This is a genomic window from Paenibacillus oceani (genome assembly GCF_014705615.1).
Classification (GTDB): domain Bacteria; phylum Bacillota; class Bacilli; order Paenibacillales; family NBRC-103111; genus Paenibacillus_AB; species Paenibacillus_AB oceani.
The window spans coordinates 1-16177 of the sequence record NZ_JACXJA010000034.1; the positions used below are offsets into that span (position 1 = coordinate 1).

At 43.3% G+C, this 16177-nt stretch carries 15 protein-coding genes; 12 read left to right on the plus strand and 3 right to left on the minus strand.

Annotated features, from left to right (window positions below):
- The 7 genes from IDH45_RS22750 to IDH45_RS22780 form a co-directional block, all read left to right on the plus strand.
- On the plus strand, positions 1 to 759 hold a 759-nt coding region (locus tag IDH45_RS22750), incomplete at its 5' end, for a hypothetical protein (RefSeq protein ID WP_190930433.1).
- A gap of 14 nt (positions 760 to 773) precedes the next feature.
- Positions 774 to 2549, plus strand: coding sequence for a class I SAM-dependent methyltransferase (locus tag IDH45_RS22755; RefSeq protein ID WP_190930434.1), 1776 nt, complete (start codon positions 774 to 776; stop codon positions 2547 to 2549).
- A gap of 37 nt (positions 2550 to 2586) precedes the next feature.
- Positions 2587 to 3615 (plus strand): hypothetical protein, encoded by a 1029-nt coding sequence (locus tag IDH45_RS22760; RefSeq protein ID WP_190930435.1) that lies wholly within the window; start codon positions 2587 to 2589, stop codon positions 3613 to 3615.
- 17 nt (positions 3616 to 3632) lie between these two features.
- Entirely contained in the window at positions 3633 to 4175 is a 543-nt protein-coding gene (gene rfbC, locus IDH45_RS22765; protein ID WP_190930436.1) for a dTDP-4-dehydrorhamnose 3,5-epimerase, read from the plus strand.
- A 13-nt stretch (positions 4176 to 4188) separates the two neighbouring features.
- Positions 4189 to 5199 carry a dTDP-glucose 4,6-dehydratase gene (gene rfbB, locus IDH45_RS22770; RefSeq protein ID WP_190930437.1) on the plus strand — a complete coding sequence of 337 codons (1011 nt, stop codon included), beginning with the start codon at positions 4189 to 4191 and terminating at the stop codon, positions 5197 to 5199.
- A complete protein-coding gene (locus IDH45_RS22775; protein ID WP_190930438.1) occupies positions 5200 to 6132 on the plus strand; it encodes a glycosyltransferase family 2 protein in 933 nt (310 codons plus the stop codon). It begins immediately after the preceding gene.
- Positions 6133 to 6139: 7 nt separating this feature from the next.
- Positions 6140 to 7081: a glycosyltransferase family 2 protein gene (locus IDH45_RS22780; protein WP_190930439.1), complete on the plus strand. Its 942-nt coding sequence runs from the start codon at positions 6140 to 6142 to the stop codon at positions 7079 to 7081.
- 42 nt (positions 7082 to 7123) lie between these two features.
- Here IDH45_RS22780 and IDH45_RS22785 read toward each other — a convergent pair whose 3' ends face one another.
- Positions 7124 to 8629, minus strand: a complete 1506-nt coding sequence (locus IDH45_RS22785; RefSeq protein WP_190930440.1) for a sugar transferase — start codon at positions 8627 to 8629, stop codon at positions 7124 to 7126.
- A 161-nt stretch (positions 8630 to 8790) separates the two neighbouring features.
- On the opposite strand from IDH45_RS22785, the gene IDH45_RS22790 reads away from it, so the two are divergent.
- From IDH45_RS22790 to IDH45_RS22815, 5 genes are all read left to right on the plus strand, one after another.
- Entirely contained in the window at positions 8791 to 9873 is a 1083-nt protein-coding gene (locus IDH45_RS22790; protein ID WP_190930441.1) for an outer membrane lipoprotein-sorting protein, read from the plus strand.
- A gap of 379 nt (positions 9874 to 10252) precedes the next feature.
- A complete protein-coding gene (gene alr, locus IDH45_RS22800) occupies positions 10253 to 11719 on the plus strand; it encodes an alanine racemase (RefSeq protein WP_223836892.1) in 1467 nt (488 codons plus the stop codon).
- A gap of 500 nt (positions 11720 to 12219) precedes the next feature.
- A complete protein-coding gene (locus tag IDH45_RS22805; RefSeq protein WP_317891266.1) occupies positions 12220 to 12501 on the plus strand; it encodes a CopG family ribbon-helix-helix protein in 282 nt (93 codons plus the stop codon).
- A gap of 3 nt (positions 12502 to 12504) precedes the next feature.
- On the plus strand, positions 12505 to 12855 hold the full coding sequence (locus tag IDH45_RS22810) for a type II toxin-antitoxin system PemK/MazF family toxin (protein WP_190930442.1): 351 nt from the start codon (positions 12505 to 12507) through the stop codon (positions 12853 to 12855).
- Between the two features lie 207 nt (positions 12856 to 13062).
- On the plus strand, positions 13063 to 15306 hold the full coding sequence (locus tag IDH45_RS22815; RefSeq protein WP_397327102.1) for a Tex family protein: 2244 nt from the start codon (positions 13063 to 13065) through the stop codon (positions 15304 to 15306).
- Between the two features lie 133 nt (positions 15307 to 15439).
- Here IDH45_RS22815 and cmpA read toward each other — a convergent pair whose 3' ends face one another.
- A complete protein-coding gene (gene cmpA, locus IDH45_RS22820; protein WP_190930443.1) occupies positions 15440 to 15583 on the minus strand; it encodes a cortex morphogenetic protein CmpA in 144 nt (47 codons plus the stop codon).
- 102 nt (positions 15584 to 15685) lie between these two features.
- Positions 15686 to 16039, minus strand: coding sequence for a hydrolase/acyltransferase (locus tag IDH45_RS22825; protein WP_190930444.1), 354 nt, complete (start codon positions 16037 to 16039; stop codon positions 15686 to 15688).
- Between the last annotated feature and the right edge of the window lie 138 nt (positions 16040 to 16177).

Sequence of the window (16177 nt, forward strand, 5' to 3'; positions counted from 1 at the left end):
TTTTTTGATAGTATAAAAAAATTAAAATCTATTAATTTAATTCCAGTATTAATTGCTGAAAAATCAGATAGGGAGATTAAAATATGGTGTGAAAAAAATGAAATAGAGTACAGCGTAGAATCCAGTATACAAATCATTAAAAAGAATAATATCAAAACTATATATGATCTTACAAGTAATTCAGAGGTACATTCGTTTTGCTACAACGAGAAAATAGCGTATCTTCAACATGATTCATTTTTAACAGCATCCACGGTTGAAGGTGTTGATAATGTAATACAAAAAGTAACACTGCTTATCCGGTTTTTTATTAGTATTAAAATGCATTTTGATAAAAGTACATCGATGAGTATCCGTGAAGAACCGAATGATATTAAGTTTATAAATATACCTATAAATCCTTCTCCAAGAAACACGGGTAGAAGAAAAATACTTGTAAAAAAGGAATATGAATATAAATTTTCTTGCATTTCAGATACATTAGTTGGAATTAAAATGAAGATAACTAATAATAAAACATGTGAATTGATGCTTGAATTGATTCCAGAAAACAGAAGAAATACGATCTTGAGATACTCTACGTATTACCTGAAAGAATTAAATGATGGAAGATGGATAGAGTTTAAGTTTAACAAGCCGATTTATAATGTTAAATACAGTGAAATGATAATTAGGATAAGAAGTATAAGTGAGAATGTTGAATTATTCTTAAGCGCTGATACAAAGAATATATATGCTGAAGCGATATATTGTGTTTAGAGGGAGCTTACGAAATGAAAATTGATGTAGGATGTGGCTTTAATAAACAGCCAGGTTACGTTGGCGTTGATCGGTATGATACTCCCGATACTAAACTAATTTGTGATTTTGATAGTAATATACCGATCGAAGATAATTCTGTAGAATACATTATGGCCTCGCATTCGTTAGAGCATGCCAACAACTTAATGAAGGTAATGGAGGAGTTATACAGGATATGCAAACATAAGGCCATTGTATGTATTGTTGCTCCTTATCATCAGACTAGTTTAAATATGGCTAATCCGTATCATAAACAAGTTTTTAACGAACATACACCACGGTTTTTCACAAAACATGCATTAACAAATGTATCCTTTGCCGATTACTATTTCCCCCATGCAATATCTTGGGGATTAGGAGAAAGTGATAACAGTAATTTGCAAATAGATTTTAGATGTGTTAAGATGGAGTTTTTTTATTTCCCAGAATACAGAAGTATGAGTAATGATGAAAAAAGGAGATTAAGAAATACGTCCAATAATATTGTGGATCAGATTATGTACCATTTGGTAGTAGTTAAAGAGAATATATCGGAAGAAGAGTTAGATTCTATATCTAAAGGATATCTAGAAGAGCCTGTTTATGTAACCATTAGGAAGTTAAGGGAGCAATGTGAGAATCTAGAATTCGAAAAGAACTCGTATCAGTTAGAAATTGATAAATTATTAAGTAGAGAGATGATACAGAAACAAGAGAAAGAGTTGCAACAGCAGGAGCAGATACAGCAACATCAAGAGCAGATACAGCAACATCAAGAGCAGATACAGCAACATCAAGAGCAGATACAGCAACATCAAGAGCAGATACAGCAACAACAAGAGCAGATACAGCAACAACAAGAGCAGATGCAGCAACAGCAAGAACGGATACTGCAACAGCAAGAGCAGATCCAGCAACAACAAGAACAGATCCAGCAACATCAAGAACAGGTAGTAGACAATAATATCCCACATCAAGATGAGATGTTACAAGTCGGTGATTTAGCTAAAAAAATAATAATTGATTTGAAAGATGTTTTAGATGAGTTGAAGATAAACTATAAAAATAAGCTTGTACAAAGAGAAAAAGAAATAATGAACCTAAACGATACTTATTCCAGTGCAATTATGGAAAAAAGTGACAGTATTCATAACCTAATGAGATTACATGAATTACAGACTGAAAGTTCTACAATATATAGCGAGAAAATATATGGGCTATGGATTGAAAATATGTTGATTAAGCAAGGGAAATTGCGTCGGTTAATTAACCGTACCAAAAGATTTTTCCAGAGGAAGGAAGGGGATTTGAGCGCAATTATTAATGAAGATTGTAGAGACGTTGTTAGTCAAAGTATACTGAACACAGATGTTAATTTAAATAATTATATATTACAGCTATCTAGTGTAATTATACCAGATCATATCATTTACTATACAGTTACTCCGAAACTAAATGGTTGGAGTGGAATAGAAGTTATTTTTACAAATTATAGTACCAATTTGTCTTCAAAAATAATGGCGCTAGAAATATTAAGTGAAAATAACTTGATCTTAAGAACGATTTTTCTAGATAGTTTCGAAATAAAACATAATAAGCCAACCAAGATATACTTTGATCAAATTGAGGATTCTGCTATGCAAAAATACTTTATAAGATATGTATCAACATCACCAAGCATATGGGGAATCCAAACCTATGAATGGAATAAGTATAACTGGAGGGGGACAAAGCAAACAGTGTTTTGTGGATCACTTGTGTATAATTAAATTATTATTAAATAAATAAATTGCGAATAGAGGAAATATGAATAAAATATGGAAAATGATATTAATAATAGTAATAAACATGTCATTGATGATAATGTTAGTTGTCACAGTAAAAGATGAAATAAAAAAGCATATTGATGTAAAGGAAGCCGAGGAAACTGATGTTTTGACTCTTCTTCACAATGATAATCAAGTATTATATGAGAAATCGACATTAAAGCAAGAATATATAGCAGATAGTAAAATTGATGCTGGAAAAATAGTAACAAACAATAGTGTTTTGAGCTCATTTGACACGATTAACCCTGTGTCTGAACATGTATTTCTAGCATCAGGATGGATATATGCAGACGAAGATGTATTAATCGATTCTGTTATTTTTGTTGATAGTAGTGATAACATAGTTGGAGCTGCTAATTATGGGTTTGACAGACCCGGGCTTTCTCAAGCCTTACAAAAAGCAAACGCGGATAAAAGTGGTTGGAAAGGATATATATATTTGAAAGAACAAACAACAACAACTATTAGAGCATATGGAAAAATAAAGAATACTAATGAGTTAATATTAATTAAATCTGAAAAGCAAATTGAGATGAAAGGTAATATTGTTGTAAAGGAAGCCGAGGAAACTGATGTTTTGACTCTTCTTCACAATGATAATCAAGTATTATATGAGAAATCGACATTAAAGCAAGAATATAAAGCAAATAGTAAAATCAATGCTGAAAAAATAGTAACAAACACTTTGAGCTCATTTGATTCGATTATCCCTGTCTCTGAATATGTATTTCTTGCAACAGGATGGATATATGCAGGTGAAGATGTATTAATTGATTCCGTTATTTTTGTTGATAGTAGTGATAACATAGTTGGAGCTGCTAATTACGGGTATGACAGACCGGGGCTTTCTCAAGCCTTACAAAAAACAAACGCAGACAAAAGTGGTTGGCAAGGATATATATATTTGAAAGAAAAGACAACAACAACGATTAGGGCATACGGGAGAATAAAGAATACCAATGAGTTGGTGTTAATTAATTCAGAAAAGCAAATTGAATTTCCATGATTAGGGGGCGAGAAACCATGAAAATAAAAAAGCTGGAACTAGAAGGGCTAATGATAATCGAACCAAAAGTTCATGGTGACATTAGAGGCTTCTTTATGGAAAGTTATAACGAACAAATTTTCGGGGAATTGAATATTGATTATAAATTTGTTCAAGATAATCATTCCTTGTCTGCAGAGGAGGGGGTAGTTCGAGGGCTTCATTACCAATTGCCTCCAAAATCGCAAACAAAACTCGTGAGAGTTATATCAGGTGCGATTTATGATGTGGTTGTGGATATTCAAAGATATTCACCAACATTCGGTCAATGGGTAGGAGTCATTTTAAGCGAATATAATAAAAGGCAGTTATTGGTACCTAAAGGTTTTGCACATGGTTTTTGTACATTAGTTCCCAATACACAGGTTATATACAAGGTCGACGAGTATTATTCACCTGATCATGATCGTGGGATACTATGGAATGATCCGGCACTACGCATTGATTGGCCAACAAGTAATCCAATTCTTTCGGAAAAAGATAAATTGCATCCTGTACTAAACGTAGCAGATTTAGATTGAGGAGGATACTATAGTGAGATTAGTTATTACCGGTGGAGCTGGATTTATTGGAAGCAATTTTATTTTATATATGATGGAAAAATACCCAACGTATAAAATTATAAATATCGATACTTTAACCTATGCAGGTAACTTAGAAAATCTGAAGGAAGTAGAGAATCACTCGAATTATAAATTTATTAAAGCAGATATCAACGATGTAAATGCCATGAATAGCGTATTCCAAGAGGGGATAGATGCAGTCATTAATTTTGCAGCTGAGTCCCATGTGGACAGAAGCATTCTTCAACCCGAGGTATTTGTAAGAACAAATGTCCTGGGAACTCAAGTATTGCTAGAGGCATCAAAGAAATACAATGTTAGCAAGTATGTGCAAGTATCCACTGATGAGGTTTACGGGTCTTTAGGTAAAACGGGTTATTTTAGAGAAGAAACACCAATAGCACCAAATAGCCCCTATTCTGCGAGTAAAGCAGGGGGAGATTTACTAGTTAGAGCATATTATGAAACATATAATATGCCAGTAAATATAACAAGGTGCTCTAATAACTATGGCCCATATCAATTCCCGGAAAAACTAATTCCTTTGATGCTTACAAATGCTCTCGATGACAGGAGTCTCCCTGTTTATGGAGATGGGCTTAATGTTAGAGATTGGCTTTATGTTGAAGATCATTGTAGTGCAATTGATCTTGTATTACATGAAGGGAAAATCGGTGAGGTATATAACATAGGTGGAAACAACGAGAAAACAAATATTGAAATAGTTAACACCTTAATAAATGAACTAGGTAAGTCAAGTTCGTTGATTAAGTATGTACAGGATAGATTAGGACATGACCGAAGATATGCAATAGATGCCACAAAAATAACTAGGGATCTCGGATGGAAACCGAAGCATAACTTCAATACAGGAATTAAAGATACTATTGAATGGTATTTGAAAAATAAAGAATGGTGGGAACGAATTCAGTCAGGAAAATATCAGAATTACTATGAAAATCGATATGGAGCCCTTAAGTAAATGAATTATTCAGTTACAGTTCATATTGTCACATACAATAGTGAACGTTATATTGCTAACTGTATAAATTCTTTGGAAGGTCAAACTTACCCCATAGAAAGAATATTCGTACTAGATAATGCTTCCAAGGATGATACTAAAAATGTAGTAAATCAGTTCAGTAAAGTGCTTTTCTTTCAAAATGAGAATAACAGGGGGTTTGCTCCAGCTCATAATGACTTAATCCGAATGACCAATAGTGATTTTGTTCTAGTACTTAATCCTGATGTGATACTTGATCCAAATTATATAAGTAAAATTATTGATAAAATGCAGTCAAATCCGCAGCTAGGAAGCGCAACAGGAACGCTACTATTACAATCGAATACAAGTCTAGTTGATAGTACAGGGATAACAATCGAAAAATCCAGACGTGCTTTTGATCGAGGCGCAGGTGATAATGCCGAGAAATGGAAATGCTCAAGTGAGATTTTTGGAGTCTCAGGTGCGGCAGCAGTTTATAGGAGAACAATGATTGAAGATCTTTCCTTTGAAGGTGACTTTTTTGACAGTGATTTTTTTGCATATAAAGAAGACGTAGATGTTTCATGGAGAGCTAATTTACTTGGATGGAAGGCTTATTATGTTAACGATGCTATAGGTTATCATGTGCGAGGATGGCAACAAGGAAAACGAAGCCAACAACCATTGTTTATTAGAAAGAAGTCATATATTAATCGATATAAAATGATATTTAAAAATGAGACATTTAATGGTTTTGCAAAAGATTTTTTTTATATTACTTTTTATGAGATTATTAGTAATACCTATATTCTTATAAAAGAGCCGAAGGTATTGGTAGCTTGGTTTGATTTCTATAGATCTATTCCTGCGCTGCTCAGGAAAAGAAAGTGGATTCAAAAAAGAAAACGAAACTTAACACAATTTCTGTAGGAGTAAAATGGACGTTTCAATTATAATAGTTAATTATAATACCAAGCAACTAACTAGTAATTGTATAAATTCTCTCATACACTCCAAATGTACTGATCCTACTTATGAAATAATACTTGTTGATAATGCTTCATACGATGGATCTGTCGAAGAAATAACGAGCAAATACCCAGAAGTAAAGGTTATAAAAAATACAGAGAATTTTGGTTTTGCAAAAGCAAATAATCAAGGAATTGCTATAGCATCGGGAAAATATATCCTTCTTCTTAACTCTGATACCATAGTCGAACCAGGTACACTAGGCACAATAATTAGCTTCATGGATGAAAATCCTAAGATTGGGGCATCCGGCTGTAAAGTAGTACTCCCGGATGGCTCCCTAGATAAAGCATGCCGAAGAGGCTTTCCAACGCCTCTAACGACTTTTTATTACGTATCCGGATTGTCGAAATTATTCCCTAAAAGTCCGCACTTTAACGCTTACCATATGGAATACCTGAGTGAAGACGATTCTTATCCTGTAGATTGTTTGGTTGGAGCGTTCATGATGGTAAGACGAGAGGTAATCGATCAAGTTGGTATGCTAGATGAACGGTTCTTTATGTACTTCGAGGACACAGACTGGTGCTACCGCATCCAGCAAGCAGGGTGGATCAATTATTATTACCCTATGACTCAGATCACCCATTTTAAAAGAGGCAGTAGTCGTGGCAGACCATTCCGCATAACTTATGAGTTTCACCGTGCTATGAAGATGTTTTATGATAAACACTACCGGAAGCAATATCCTTTTTGGGTTACACTTCTCATGTATGCGGGGATTACGGTAAAGTTTGGAGCTACAGTAGCCAAAGATCAAATATGGAAACTGTTTCAACAAGCGAAGCCCTCCAAGAAAAAAGCACCGACACCCGGCGAAAATTCAAAAGTAATTAATGCAGGAAAATAAACAGGCCGTCAGCAATTTTTTTATGCAGACGGTCTGTTTGTATTAATATGCTCCTTCGCCCTTCAGAACAACCGGTATTGTCTTAAGAAGGATTTTAAACTCCATAGATAAACTCCATCGCTCGATGTAATAAATATCCAGCTTAACCCATTCATCAAAAGGTAAATCGCTTCTACCACTGACCTGCCAGAGCCCAGTAATGCCAGGTCTTACATCGAATCTACGCCATTGGTAGTCGGAGTACTGCTCTACCTCATTTGGTAATGGTGGGCGCGGCCCAATCAGACTCATTTGTCCAAATAATACATTAAACAATTGAGGCAACTCATCTAGGGAATACTTGCGAATAAACCGGCCAACGCGAGTTATACGAGGGTCGTTTTTTATTTTAAACACAGGACCATCCGCTTCATTTTTATTTTGAAGCGAAGCTTTCAATGCTTCTGCATTGGCTACCATAGACCGAAACTTCAACATATGAAAGGGTGCGCCGTTTTTCCCGATCCGTCTTTGCTTTATAATAATTGGTCCTCTAGAATCTATTTTAATCCAGGCTGCAATAAGAATTAAGATTGGAGATATTAGGATTATTCCAAGTGCAGATAGTATAAAATCGGCGCTTCTCTTCATAAACCAGTTAATTCCCCGCAAAGGAGTCCGTACTATTTCAATACATGGATAATCGAATGCATGGTCAAAAGATACACTTGATGTCACGAGTTCAAATAATTCCGGAATAATCTTGATTTGTACATCGTATTTCCTGACACTTGTAATCAATTTATTAATAACTCCACGTTCTGAAGGAATCGTGATATAAATTTCATGTATTTTGTGTTTTTGGACGAGTTTCTCAATATGCGGGATTGTTCCCAGAATTTGCTTCCCAGTCTTATAGTCATCTAAAAACCCGATAAACCGGCTGCTGCTTGTTTTGTTGGCATTCAGGTTATCTCGTATTTGTTCGCCGATTCGTCCGGCGCCGATGATTAGGACGTTTTTATTGTAGTGCTTAGTTTTTCTTAGGGCCATAAGTATTCCAAATCGCATTAGTCTAGATAAGAAGAAGCTAATGGCCATCAGGATAGCTAATACGAGAATGAGTACACGAGAGTAAATAATACTTGTTTTTAGAAAAAATATGATACCAAGCGCGATCAGAAAGGAGATAGCTATTGCTTTGGAAGCTGTAAACATATCATCGATTAACTTAATATCTCGGTCCCATCTATACATTCCCCGTTGGTAAAGGGTCCCAGTGTAAATGGTAAAGATAATGCTAAGCAATAAAGCATACTCTGCTGTAACTGGTATTTGCTGCAAGCTGTAAATGAAGTTGCTCCAATCGATGGCACCGTAATCTGTGGCGACTTTGTAATGGAAGAGTAACAAGAAGCTCAGGAGATACAGGAGATACTCGACAGCGATGAGGCCGATATTCAATATCATTTCTATACGCAATGTCTTTTTCTTGTAGGCAACTATATCTTCTGCAATCAATAAATGGCCCGGTTTTAAGTTTTTATTCATCTGAGCCTGAAAACTCATGGACTACGCTCCTGACATATCTTAGTTCATTGATATTAATTATAGCATAGATGAAGCAATCAATTCCTTAATTAAATGGTTGGTCATCCCCCGGCATATTTGTCCACCCCCCCACATACACATGGTACAAGTAATCATTAATCGTGTGAGGGGTGGATGGAATGCGTCGGGTCACATGGGTATTGGCCATCGTGATAAGCGTTGCATTGATTGCAGCCGGATGTGGGACGAAAAATGCGGAACAGGTTGTTAAGGATTTGGATCATGTGATCGGGAAGCTGAACAGCTATCAGGGCGCAGGGAAGATGACGCTTCAGACAGGGCAGCAGGCGCAGCAGTACGATGTGGAGGTCTGGTACCAAAATCCGCATTACTACCGTATTGCGCTGACGAACGAGGCGAAAGATGTCACGCAAATTGTACTGCGTAACGATGAGGGCGTCTTCGTGCTGACGCCGCATTTGAATAAGATGTTCCGTTTCCAGAGCGATTGGCCGGAAAATTCCGGACAAGTGTATCTGTATCAGTCGCTGGTGCAAAGCATTGTGATGGATAATGAGCGGCATTTTACCGAAGAGAAGGATGCGTATGTGTTCGATGTCGTAGCTAATTACCAGAACGGTTTGTTAGCTCGGCAGAAGATTTGGCTCAGCAAAAAGGATTACGCTCCGCGGCAAGTGCAGGTATCCGATGAGAACAACAATGTAATGGTGAAAGTTAGCTTCGATCAGTTTGAGTTTGGCAAGAAGTTCGAGAAGGACTCCTTTGATATGCAGCGGAATATGACAAGCTGGAATATTCAATCGTTGCCTACCTCGGGTACGGTCGGAGATACAGCTAAGCAAGGGGCCGCAGGAACAACTGTGCAGAAGACAGGCACGACGGATAAAGCAGGAGCGCTCACTTTTGGAATTCTCGAGCCGGACTATATTCCGCAAGGGGTTAAGCTGCAGGATTTGAAGGAAGTCAAGCTTGGCGAAGATAAGGCGATCTTACTCCGATATTCGGGCACATACAACTATACGTTAACTGAATCGATGCCTCAGACGAAAACGGTCACTTCTCTGACTGGCGATATTCTTGACCTTGGCTATACGCTTGGTATTGTAACTGGCGAATCTAAAGGGTTGCGCACGCTGACTTGGACTTACGACGGGGTTGAGTTCCGATTGTCGACGGGAGATCTTCCTGAGACTGAAATGATCCGGGTCGCTCAATCGGTTCAGGGGCAAGTTGGGAAATGATGACTGGCCGCTGCAGAATAAACAAGGTTGCAGTCAAGGGCGATGTTTTTCGCCAGATAAGTTAGCTGGTTCTGTTATTTCCGAAATACACTGGAGAGCCAGGTTTAGAATCTTGACATATAGAGGTTAAACTGGCTACCATCTTAAAAGTTAATAACAACAAGAGGATACTATTGTTTTCATCCATTTACCAAAAATACCCGGTTCTCTCTCCCCAATCAAAGAGAAACCGGGTATTCCCTTTTATTACCGCCCCCAGATCACGAACATGTGACTCATTGTTCATTGACAGCCCGGGGGGATGGCATTACCATAGGTTTATGTGTTTTTTGGCGGGCTCCGGTGGTGGGGGCTTGATGACTAGAAGAAGGTGAACAGGTTGGAGACGTTTTATCGGCCGACGTGGGTGGAGGTTTCGCTGGATGCGCTGCGGCATAACATACGGGCATTTCGGCAGGCGCTGCCGGCGGAGATGAAGGTGATGGCGGTCGTCAAAGCGGACGGATACGGACATGGCGCTGTAAAGGTCGCGCAAGAAGCGATGGAGTGCGGCGTCAGCTATATCGGGGTCGCCTTCTTGGACGAAGCGCTGGAGCTTCGGCGTGAGGGAGTAAAGGCGCCGATCCTGGTGCTCGGGTACACGCAGCCGGAAGGCATTCCGCTAGCGATCGAGCATGATATTACGTTAACGGTGTTTCAGGACGAATTGTGGACGGCGTTGGAAGAGCGGCTTCAAGCAACTTCAGGGCCAACGGCGGAAGCGGGAAGTTCTTGGCTGGAAAAAAGGCCGGAGGATTCTGCGCATGCTGTGATGGGAGCGAGTATTCGGCAGGGCAAACCACCTTCGATGCGTGGTCCCCAGTCACGCGCAGGCTGTCGTCCCACAAATGTGATCACTACGGATGCAACCACGGGTAGGGTCTCTAAGACGGAAACTGCTGCAGTTTCCGAAAGCATGAGTACTGATGCGTTTACCAGCACATCAGAGAGCATTCACGCTAACGATATTGATACCATTATGACTGCAACACCTGCAACTACTCACAAGCTCAAAGTCCACATCAAAATCGATACCGGCATGGGCCGTCTGGGGCTTCAGCCGAATGACGAAGCCATTTCCTATATAACTCGCGCGGTTGAACACCTACTATTGGATGTGGAAGGCGTGTATACGCACTTCGCTTGCGCCGACGAGGCGGATAAAGCGTATACGTTGGAGCAGCACCGGAAGTTTGAGCGGATTATCCGGCATTTGGAAGAGCGGGGAGTTACGTTCCGTTACGTTCATACCGGAAACAGCGCAGCAGGAATCGACTGTCCGGAGCTGTCGTACTCAATGGTTCGGCTAGGGATTGGGATGTACGGCCTATACCCGTCTGAAGAGGTGAATAAAGAGCGCGTGCAGCTCGAGCCGGTGATGAGTATCAAGACGAGGGCTGTTCACGTCAAGACGCTTCCTGCGGGCTCTGGCATCAGCTACGGCACGACGTACCACACTTCCGGGGAAGAATGTATCGCGACGCTGCCGATCGGTTACGCGGACGGCTACAGCCGGATGTTGTCCGGGAAAGCGCAGGCGATCGTGCGCGGGCGGAAGGTGCCGATTGTTGGACGGATCTGCATGGATCAGTGTATGGCGAACGTCAGCGGACTTGGCGACTTGTCCAAAGAGGAAGAAGTGGTGCTGATGGGGCGCCAGCAGGACGAAGCGATTACCGCCGAGGATCTTGCCGCTTTGCTCGGCACGGTTAACTACGAGATTACGTGCATGGTTTCTCATCGGGTGCCTCGGGTGTATATTCGGGACGGCCGGAGGGAAGACGTTTTAAACCCTTTGATCCGTTAGTTCTGGATTCGGCAATCTGATTTCTTCCACGTCCGGAGTAAGGATCGATGACCTCTTTCTCATCCTGTTACATGGGAGCACTCTTTTCGCGGTGAGGGAGTTCGTCCCGCTTCATTTTCTACATCTTATTATCCGAATGACAAGGCAGTCAGAATAACTGTTTCGACACGGTTTATCAACATTTACCAACAACATTTATGCAACCAAACAAAGGATTTTGTCGTCACGGATCGAATAGGTATAGACGGCAATTTTGGGGACTGTTCCCGGTACGTTAACAAATTTTCCTCTTCTCCCAAGTGAGAGGACAGCGCCTGGGAAGGGGTGTTCCGTGATGCGTATGACCAGGCTTGCAACGGGGTTGCGGCTCTCGGACAAAGATTTGCAACGGGTATACATACGTGATATATCCAGCGCATATACTTGGTCTTGTATAAAATTACTTCATGCACGACATAATGGTAGTATTGGTTTGGGAATGTTTTGGGGGTGCGAGATCGGTGGCCAATGTGCATAACACGAAAAGGATCATGATCAGTCTGCCGGATTACTTGCTGCAGGAAGTCGACGGCATCGTGGAGAAGGAAAACTCCAATCGCAGCGAATTCATTCGTCAAGCCATGAAGCTGTATCTCATGGAACGTAAGAAGCGCCATTTGCGCGAGTCGATGCAGCGCGGGTATATGGAAATGGCGAAGATCAATCTGCATATGGCGGCAGAGGCTTTTCAAGCGGAGGAAGAAGCGGACGGTACCCTTGAGCGCTTAGTTAGCGGGGTGTAGAGCTTGATAGTGAAACGTGGCGATGTATTTTTTGCGGACTTGTCTCCCGTAGTGGGATCCGAACAAGGTGGAGTTCGGCCTGTGCTCATCATTCAGAATGACATCGGAAACCGGTTCAGCCCAACCGTAATCGTTGCGGCAATCACTGCGCAAATTCAGAAAGCGAAGCTGCCGACCCATGTGGAAATCGATGCGGAAACGCACGGGTTCGACCGCGACTCGGTTATTTTGCTCGAGCAGATCCGTACGATCGATAAGCAGAGGCTTACCGATAAGATTACGCATTTGGACGACGAGTCGATGCGTAAGGTGGACGAAGCTTTGCAGATTAGCGTAGGGTTGATCGATTTTTAATCGGCTACAACAACGAACGGACGGGGGGAAGCCCTCGTTTTTTTGTTTTTAACAATACTTTCTCGATTTCTTGTGGATCATAATCATAGGCACACTTGTTCCTCAATCGGAGAAAAAAGTCCATTTAGGCAGGAATCCGCATGCCCCAAAGCGAAAATATTACAGTAGAAGATGTGCAAATGAAACCATAGCAGAAAGAGGTAGGGCATGACCAAAGAGCTGGAAACCAACCGCACGGCCCTTCAAGACCCGGATACGGCCAAGCCGGAAATGACCGAAGAACATAAAGCGCTTCAGCAGGAACGGATCTTGAAGCAGATCGCCAAGGAGCTGCAGCTCCCGTTTACGAAAGTGCGTACCTCGGTCGGCCTGCTGGATGAAGGCAATACGATTCCGTTTATCGCGCGCTACCGCAAGGAGATGACGGGTGAGCTGGATGAGACGCAGCTCCGGGACATCGAGGAGCGGCTGCAATATTTGCGCAATCTTGAGGATCGCAAGCTGGAAGTCATCCGGCTGATCGACGAGCAGGGCAAGCTGACCGGCGAGCTGAAAGCTTCGATCGAGCAAGCGGTGAAGCTGCAGGAAGTGGAAGACCTGTACCGGCCGTACCGGCAAAAGCGGAAGACGAGAGCCAGCGTAGCCAAAGAGCGCGGCCTGGAGCCGTTGTCGGCCTGGATCATGACGCAGCCGCGTCAAGGGTCACTGGAGCAGGAGGCGTCGAAGTATATCGATGCGGACAAACAGGTGAATACAGCCGAGGACGCGATCCAAGGGGCCATGGACATCATTGCCGAAAATATCGCGGACGACGCCAAAATACGGGCTTGGGTGCGCAAGCATACGCAGGACCAGGGCATCATTGTAACGGAAGCCAAAGATAAGGACCAGGAGTCGGTGTACGAGATGTATTACGCGTACCAGGAGCCGATTCGCCGCCTGCCGCCGCACCGGACGCTCGCGATTAACCGCGGGGAGCGGGAAGAGGTGCTGAAGGTAAAGCTGGAAGTGCCGGTGGAACGTATCCACGATTACATCGGCAAACAGACCATTAGAGGCGACTCCATCGTCAAGCAAACGCTGCAGCTGGTGATCGAGGACGCTTACAAGCGGCTGATCGCCCCGTCGATCGAGCGCGAAGTGCGCGGAGAGCTGACGGAGAAGGCGGAGGAGCATGCGATCCAGATTTTCGCGGAAAATTTGCGTAATCTGCTTCTTCAGGCGCCGGTTAAAGGAAAAGTCGTCCTGGGCGTAGACCCGGCTTTCCGGACGGGCTGTAAGCTTGCGGTTGTGGACGAGACGGGAAAAACGTTGTACATCGATGTCGTCTATCCGACCCCGCCGAACAACAAAGTAGCGGAAGCGGAAACGAAGATAAAGGCTGCGATCGAGAAGTACGGCGTGCAGCTGGTCGTGATCGGCAACGGGACGGCTTCCCGGGAGACGGAGCAGTTTATCGCGGATTTGATCGGGAAGGTGAAGGGACGCGGGCTGCAATATTTGATCGTCAACGAGGCCGGTGCGAGCGTCTACTCGGCGTCCAAGCTGGCGCAGGAAGAGTTTCCGAATCTGGACGTGGCGGAGCGGAGTGCGATCTCGATCGCCCGGCGTTTGCAGGACCCGCTGGCGGAGCTGGTGAAGATCGAACCGAAGGCGATCGGTGTCGGCCAGTACCAGCACGATGTGGCGCAGAAGCATCTGGAGGAAAGCCTGAAGGCGGTCGTCGAGTCTGCGGTGAACCATGTCGGCGTCGATCTGAACACCGCTTCGCCGTCGCTGCTCTCCTATGTATCGGGCGTCAACGGCACGATCGCCAAAAACATCGTCAAATACCGCGAGGAAAATGGCAAATTCGTCAATCGCAAGCAGTTGCAGAAGGTACCGCGGCTTGGGGCGAAGACGTTCGAGCAGTGCATCGGGTTTATGCGGATCAGCGAAGGTGAGAATCCGCTCGACAATACGCCGATTCATCCGGAATCGTACGAGGTCGTCGACCGATTGTTCCGCGAACTGCGGCTGGAGCTGGATCAGCTCGGCACCAAGGAACTGAAGGAGAAGCTGCAGCACGCCGATGTAGACACGCTGGCGACCAAACTGGACGTTGGGGTGCCGACGCTTCGGGACATCCTGGACAGCTTGCAGAAGCCCGGACGCGATCCGCGCGAAGAACTGCCGCCGCCGATTTTCCGCACCGATGTGCTGCAGCTTGAAGATCTGACGCCGGGGATGCAGTTGCAGGGCACGGTTCGCAACGTGATTGATTTTGGCGCATTTGTCGACATCGGGATCAAAAATGACGGACTCGTTCACATTTCCCAGATGAGCGATACGTTCGTCAAACATCCGATGGATGTCGTGTCGGTTGGCGATACGGTGACGGTGTGGGTGCTGAATGTGGATTTGAAGAAGGGCCGGGTCGGGCTGACGATGAAAAGCCAGAATGGCAAATAGGCGGGATGCTGTAGGCCAGGTGTGTATTAAACGGGGGTTATCCGCAACGGGTCAAGAAGGCAGGTTTCCCCCTCCAGCCTTCCAGTCTGAACGATAACGAAGAAACGCCCTGGGGACGCTGTCTCCGGGGCGTTTACGGTCTGGATATATGAATGGACTCCTTCGAGTCGGTTGTTCGTGTGCGATAAAAAAACCAGCAGTCGTTCAGCAGCCGAACTTGCCGAATATCCTTCTTGCGAAACGCTTTCTCCAGTTGATGGCAAAGCCACTGCGGCATAGTTCCATCCCCTTTCCATGGTTTTCACACTCTTGATGTGCTACTACCTATAGGATATGGGGAAAAGGCGGATGCGGTGCAGGTCCTATTGCGGCAAATGTGTCAGGCGTCTTCTTCCTCTTCGTACCATTGCTCCAGTTGGGCTTGCAGCGCCCGAATCTCGGTGAGCAAGGAGATGAGCGGATAAGATTTCTCATCAAGCTGGGCAAAGGAACGCTCCAGCGCGTTCATGTACTCAAGTCCGTGCAGGACCGTGCATGCGTTGTCTACGATATCCAGCGAATCGCATTCAGCTATGACATGAGGCAGCGTGGGGACGCCATCGGCTGTCAGCTTGTCCAGCTCTTTATGCAGGCGGCGGTTTAAAGCGGTTAATTGGTACACGTGATCGGCAGGCATTTCGACGAATTCCAAAGTTTCGCCGAGCTTCAGCACGGCATATCTCATTTTCGGCATCGCGGTTTCGTTCTCCTCTCGGGGCTTTGCGTGGTTGCGGAAGGCGTTCGTTCCGACTTGTTCTACTTGACAGTGTAGCCTATGATGGAGTACAAATTCAAGTAAAGTTTACTCACCATGGAAACCGAAGGAGGAGGG

What these genes read in the sequence shown, in the direction of transcription:
- IDH45_RS22755 (WP_190930434.1), top strand. Translation starts at nt 774, where the DNA reads ATGAAAATTGATGTAGGATGTGGCTTTAATAAACAGCCAGGTTACGTT.
- IDH45_RS22760 (WP_190930435.1), top strand. Translation starts at nt 2,587, where the DNA reads ATGAATAAAATATGGAAAATGATATTAATAATAGTAATAAACATGTCA.
- rfbC (WP_190930436.1), top strand. Translation starts at nt 3,633, where the DNA reads ATGAAAATAAAAAAGCTGGAACTAGAAGGGCTAATGATAATCGAACCA.
- IDH45_RS22775 (WP_190930438.1), top strand. Translation starts at nt 5,200, where the DNA reads ATGAATTATTCAGTTACAGTTCATATTGTCACATACAATAGTGAACGT.
- IDH45_RS22780 (WP_190930439.1), top strand. Translation starts at nt 6,140, where the DNA reads ATGGACGTTTCAATTATAATAGTTAATTATAATACCAAGCAACTAACT.
- IDH45_RS22785 (WP_190930440.1), bottom strand. Translation starts at nt 8,629, where the DNA reads ATGAGTTTTCAGGCTCAGATGAATAAAAACTTAAAACCGGGCCATTTA.
- IDH45_RS22790 (WP_190930441.1), top strand. Translation starts at nt 8,791, where the DNA reads ATGCGTCGGGTCACATGGGTATTGGCCATCGTGATAAGCGTTGCATTG.
- IDH45_RS22815 (WP_397327102.1), top strand. Translation starts at nt 13,063, where the DNA reads ATGACCAAAGAGCTGGAAACCAACCGCACGGCCCTTCAAGACCCGGAT.
- cmpA (WP_190930443.1), bottom strand. Translation starts at nt 15,583, where the DNA reads ATGCCGCAGTGGCTTTGCCATCAACTGGAGAAAGCGTTTCGCAAGAAG.
- IDH45_RS22825 (WP_190930444.1), bottom strand. Translation starts at nt 16,039, where the DNA reads ATGCCGAAAATGAGATATGCCGTGCTGAAGCTCGGCGAAACTTTGGAA.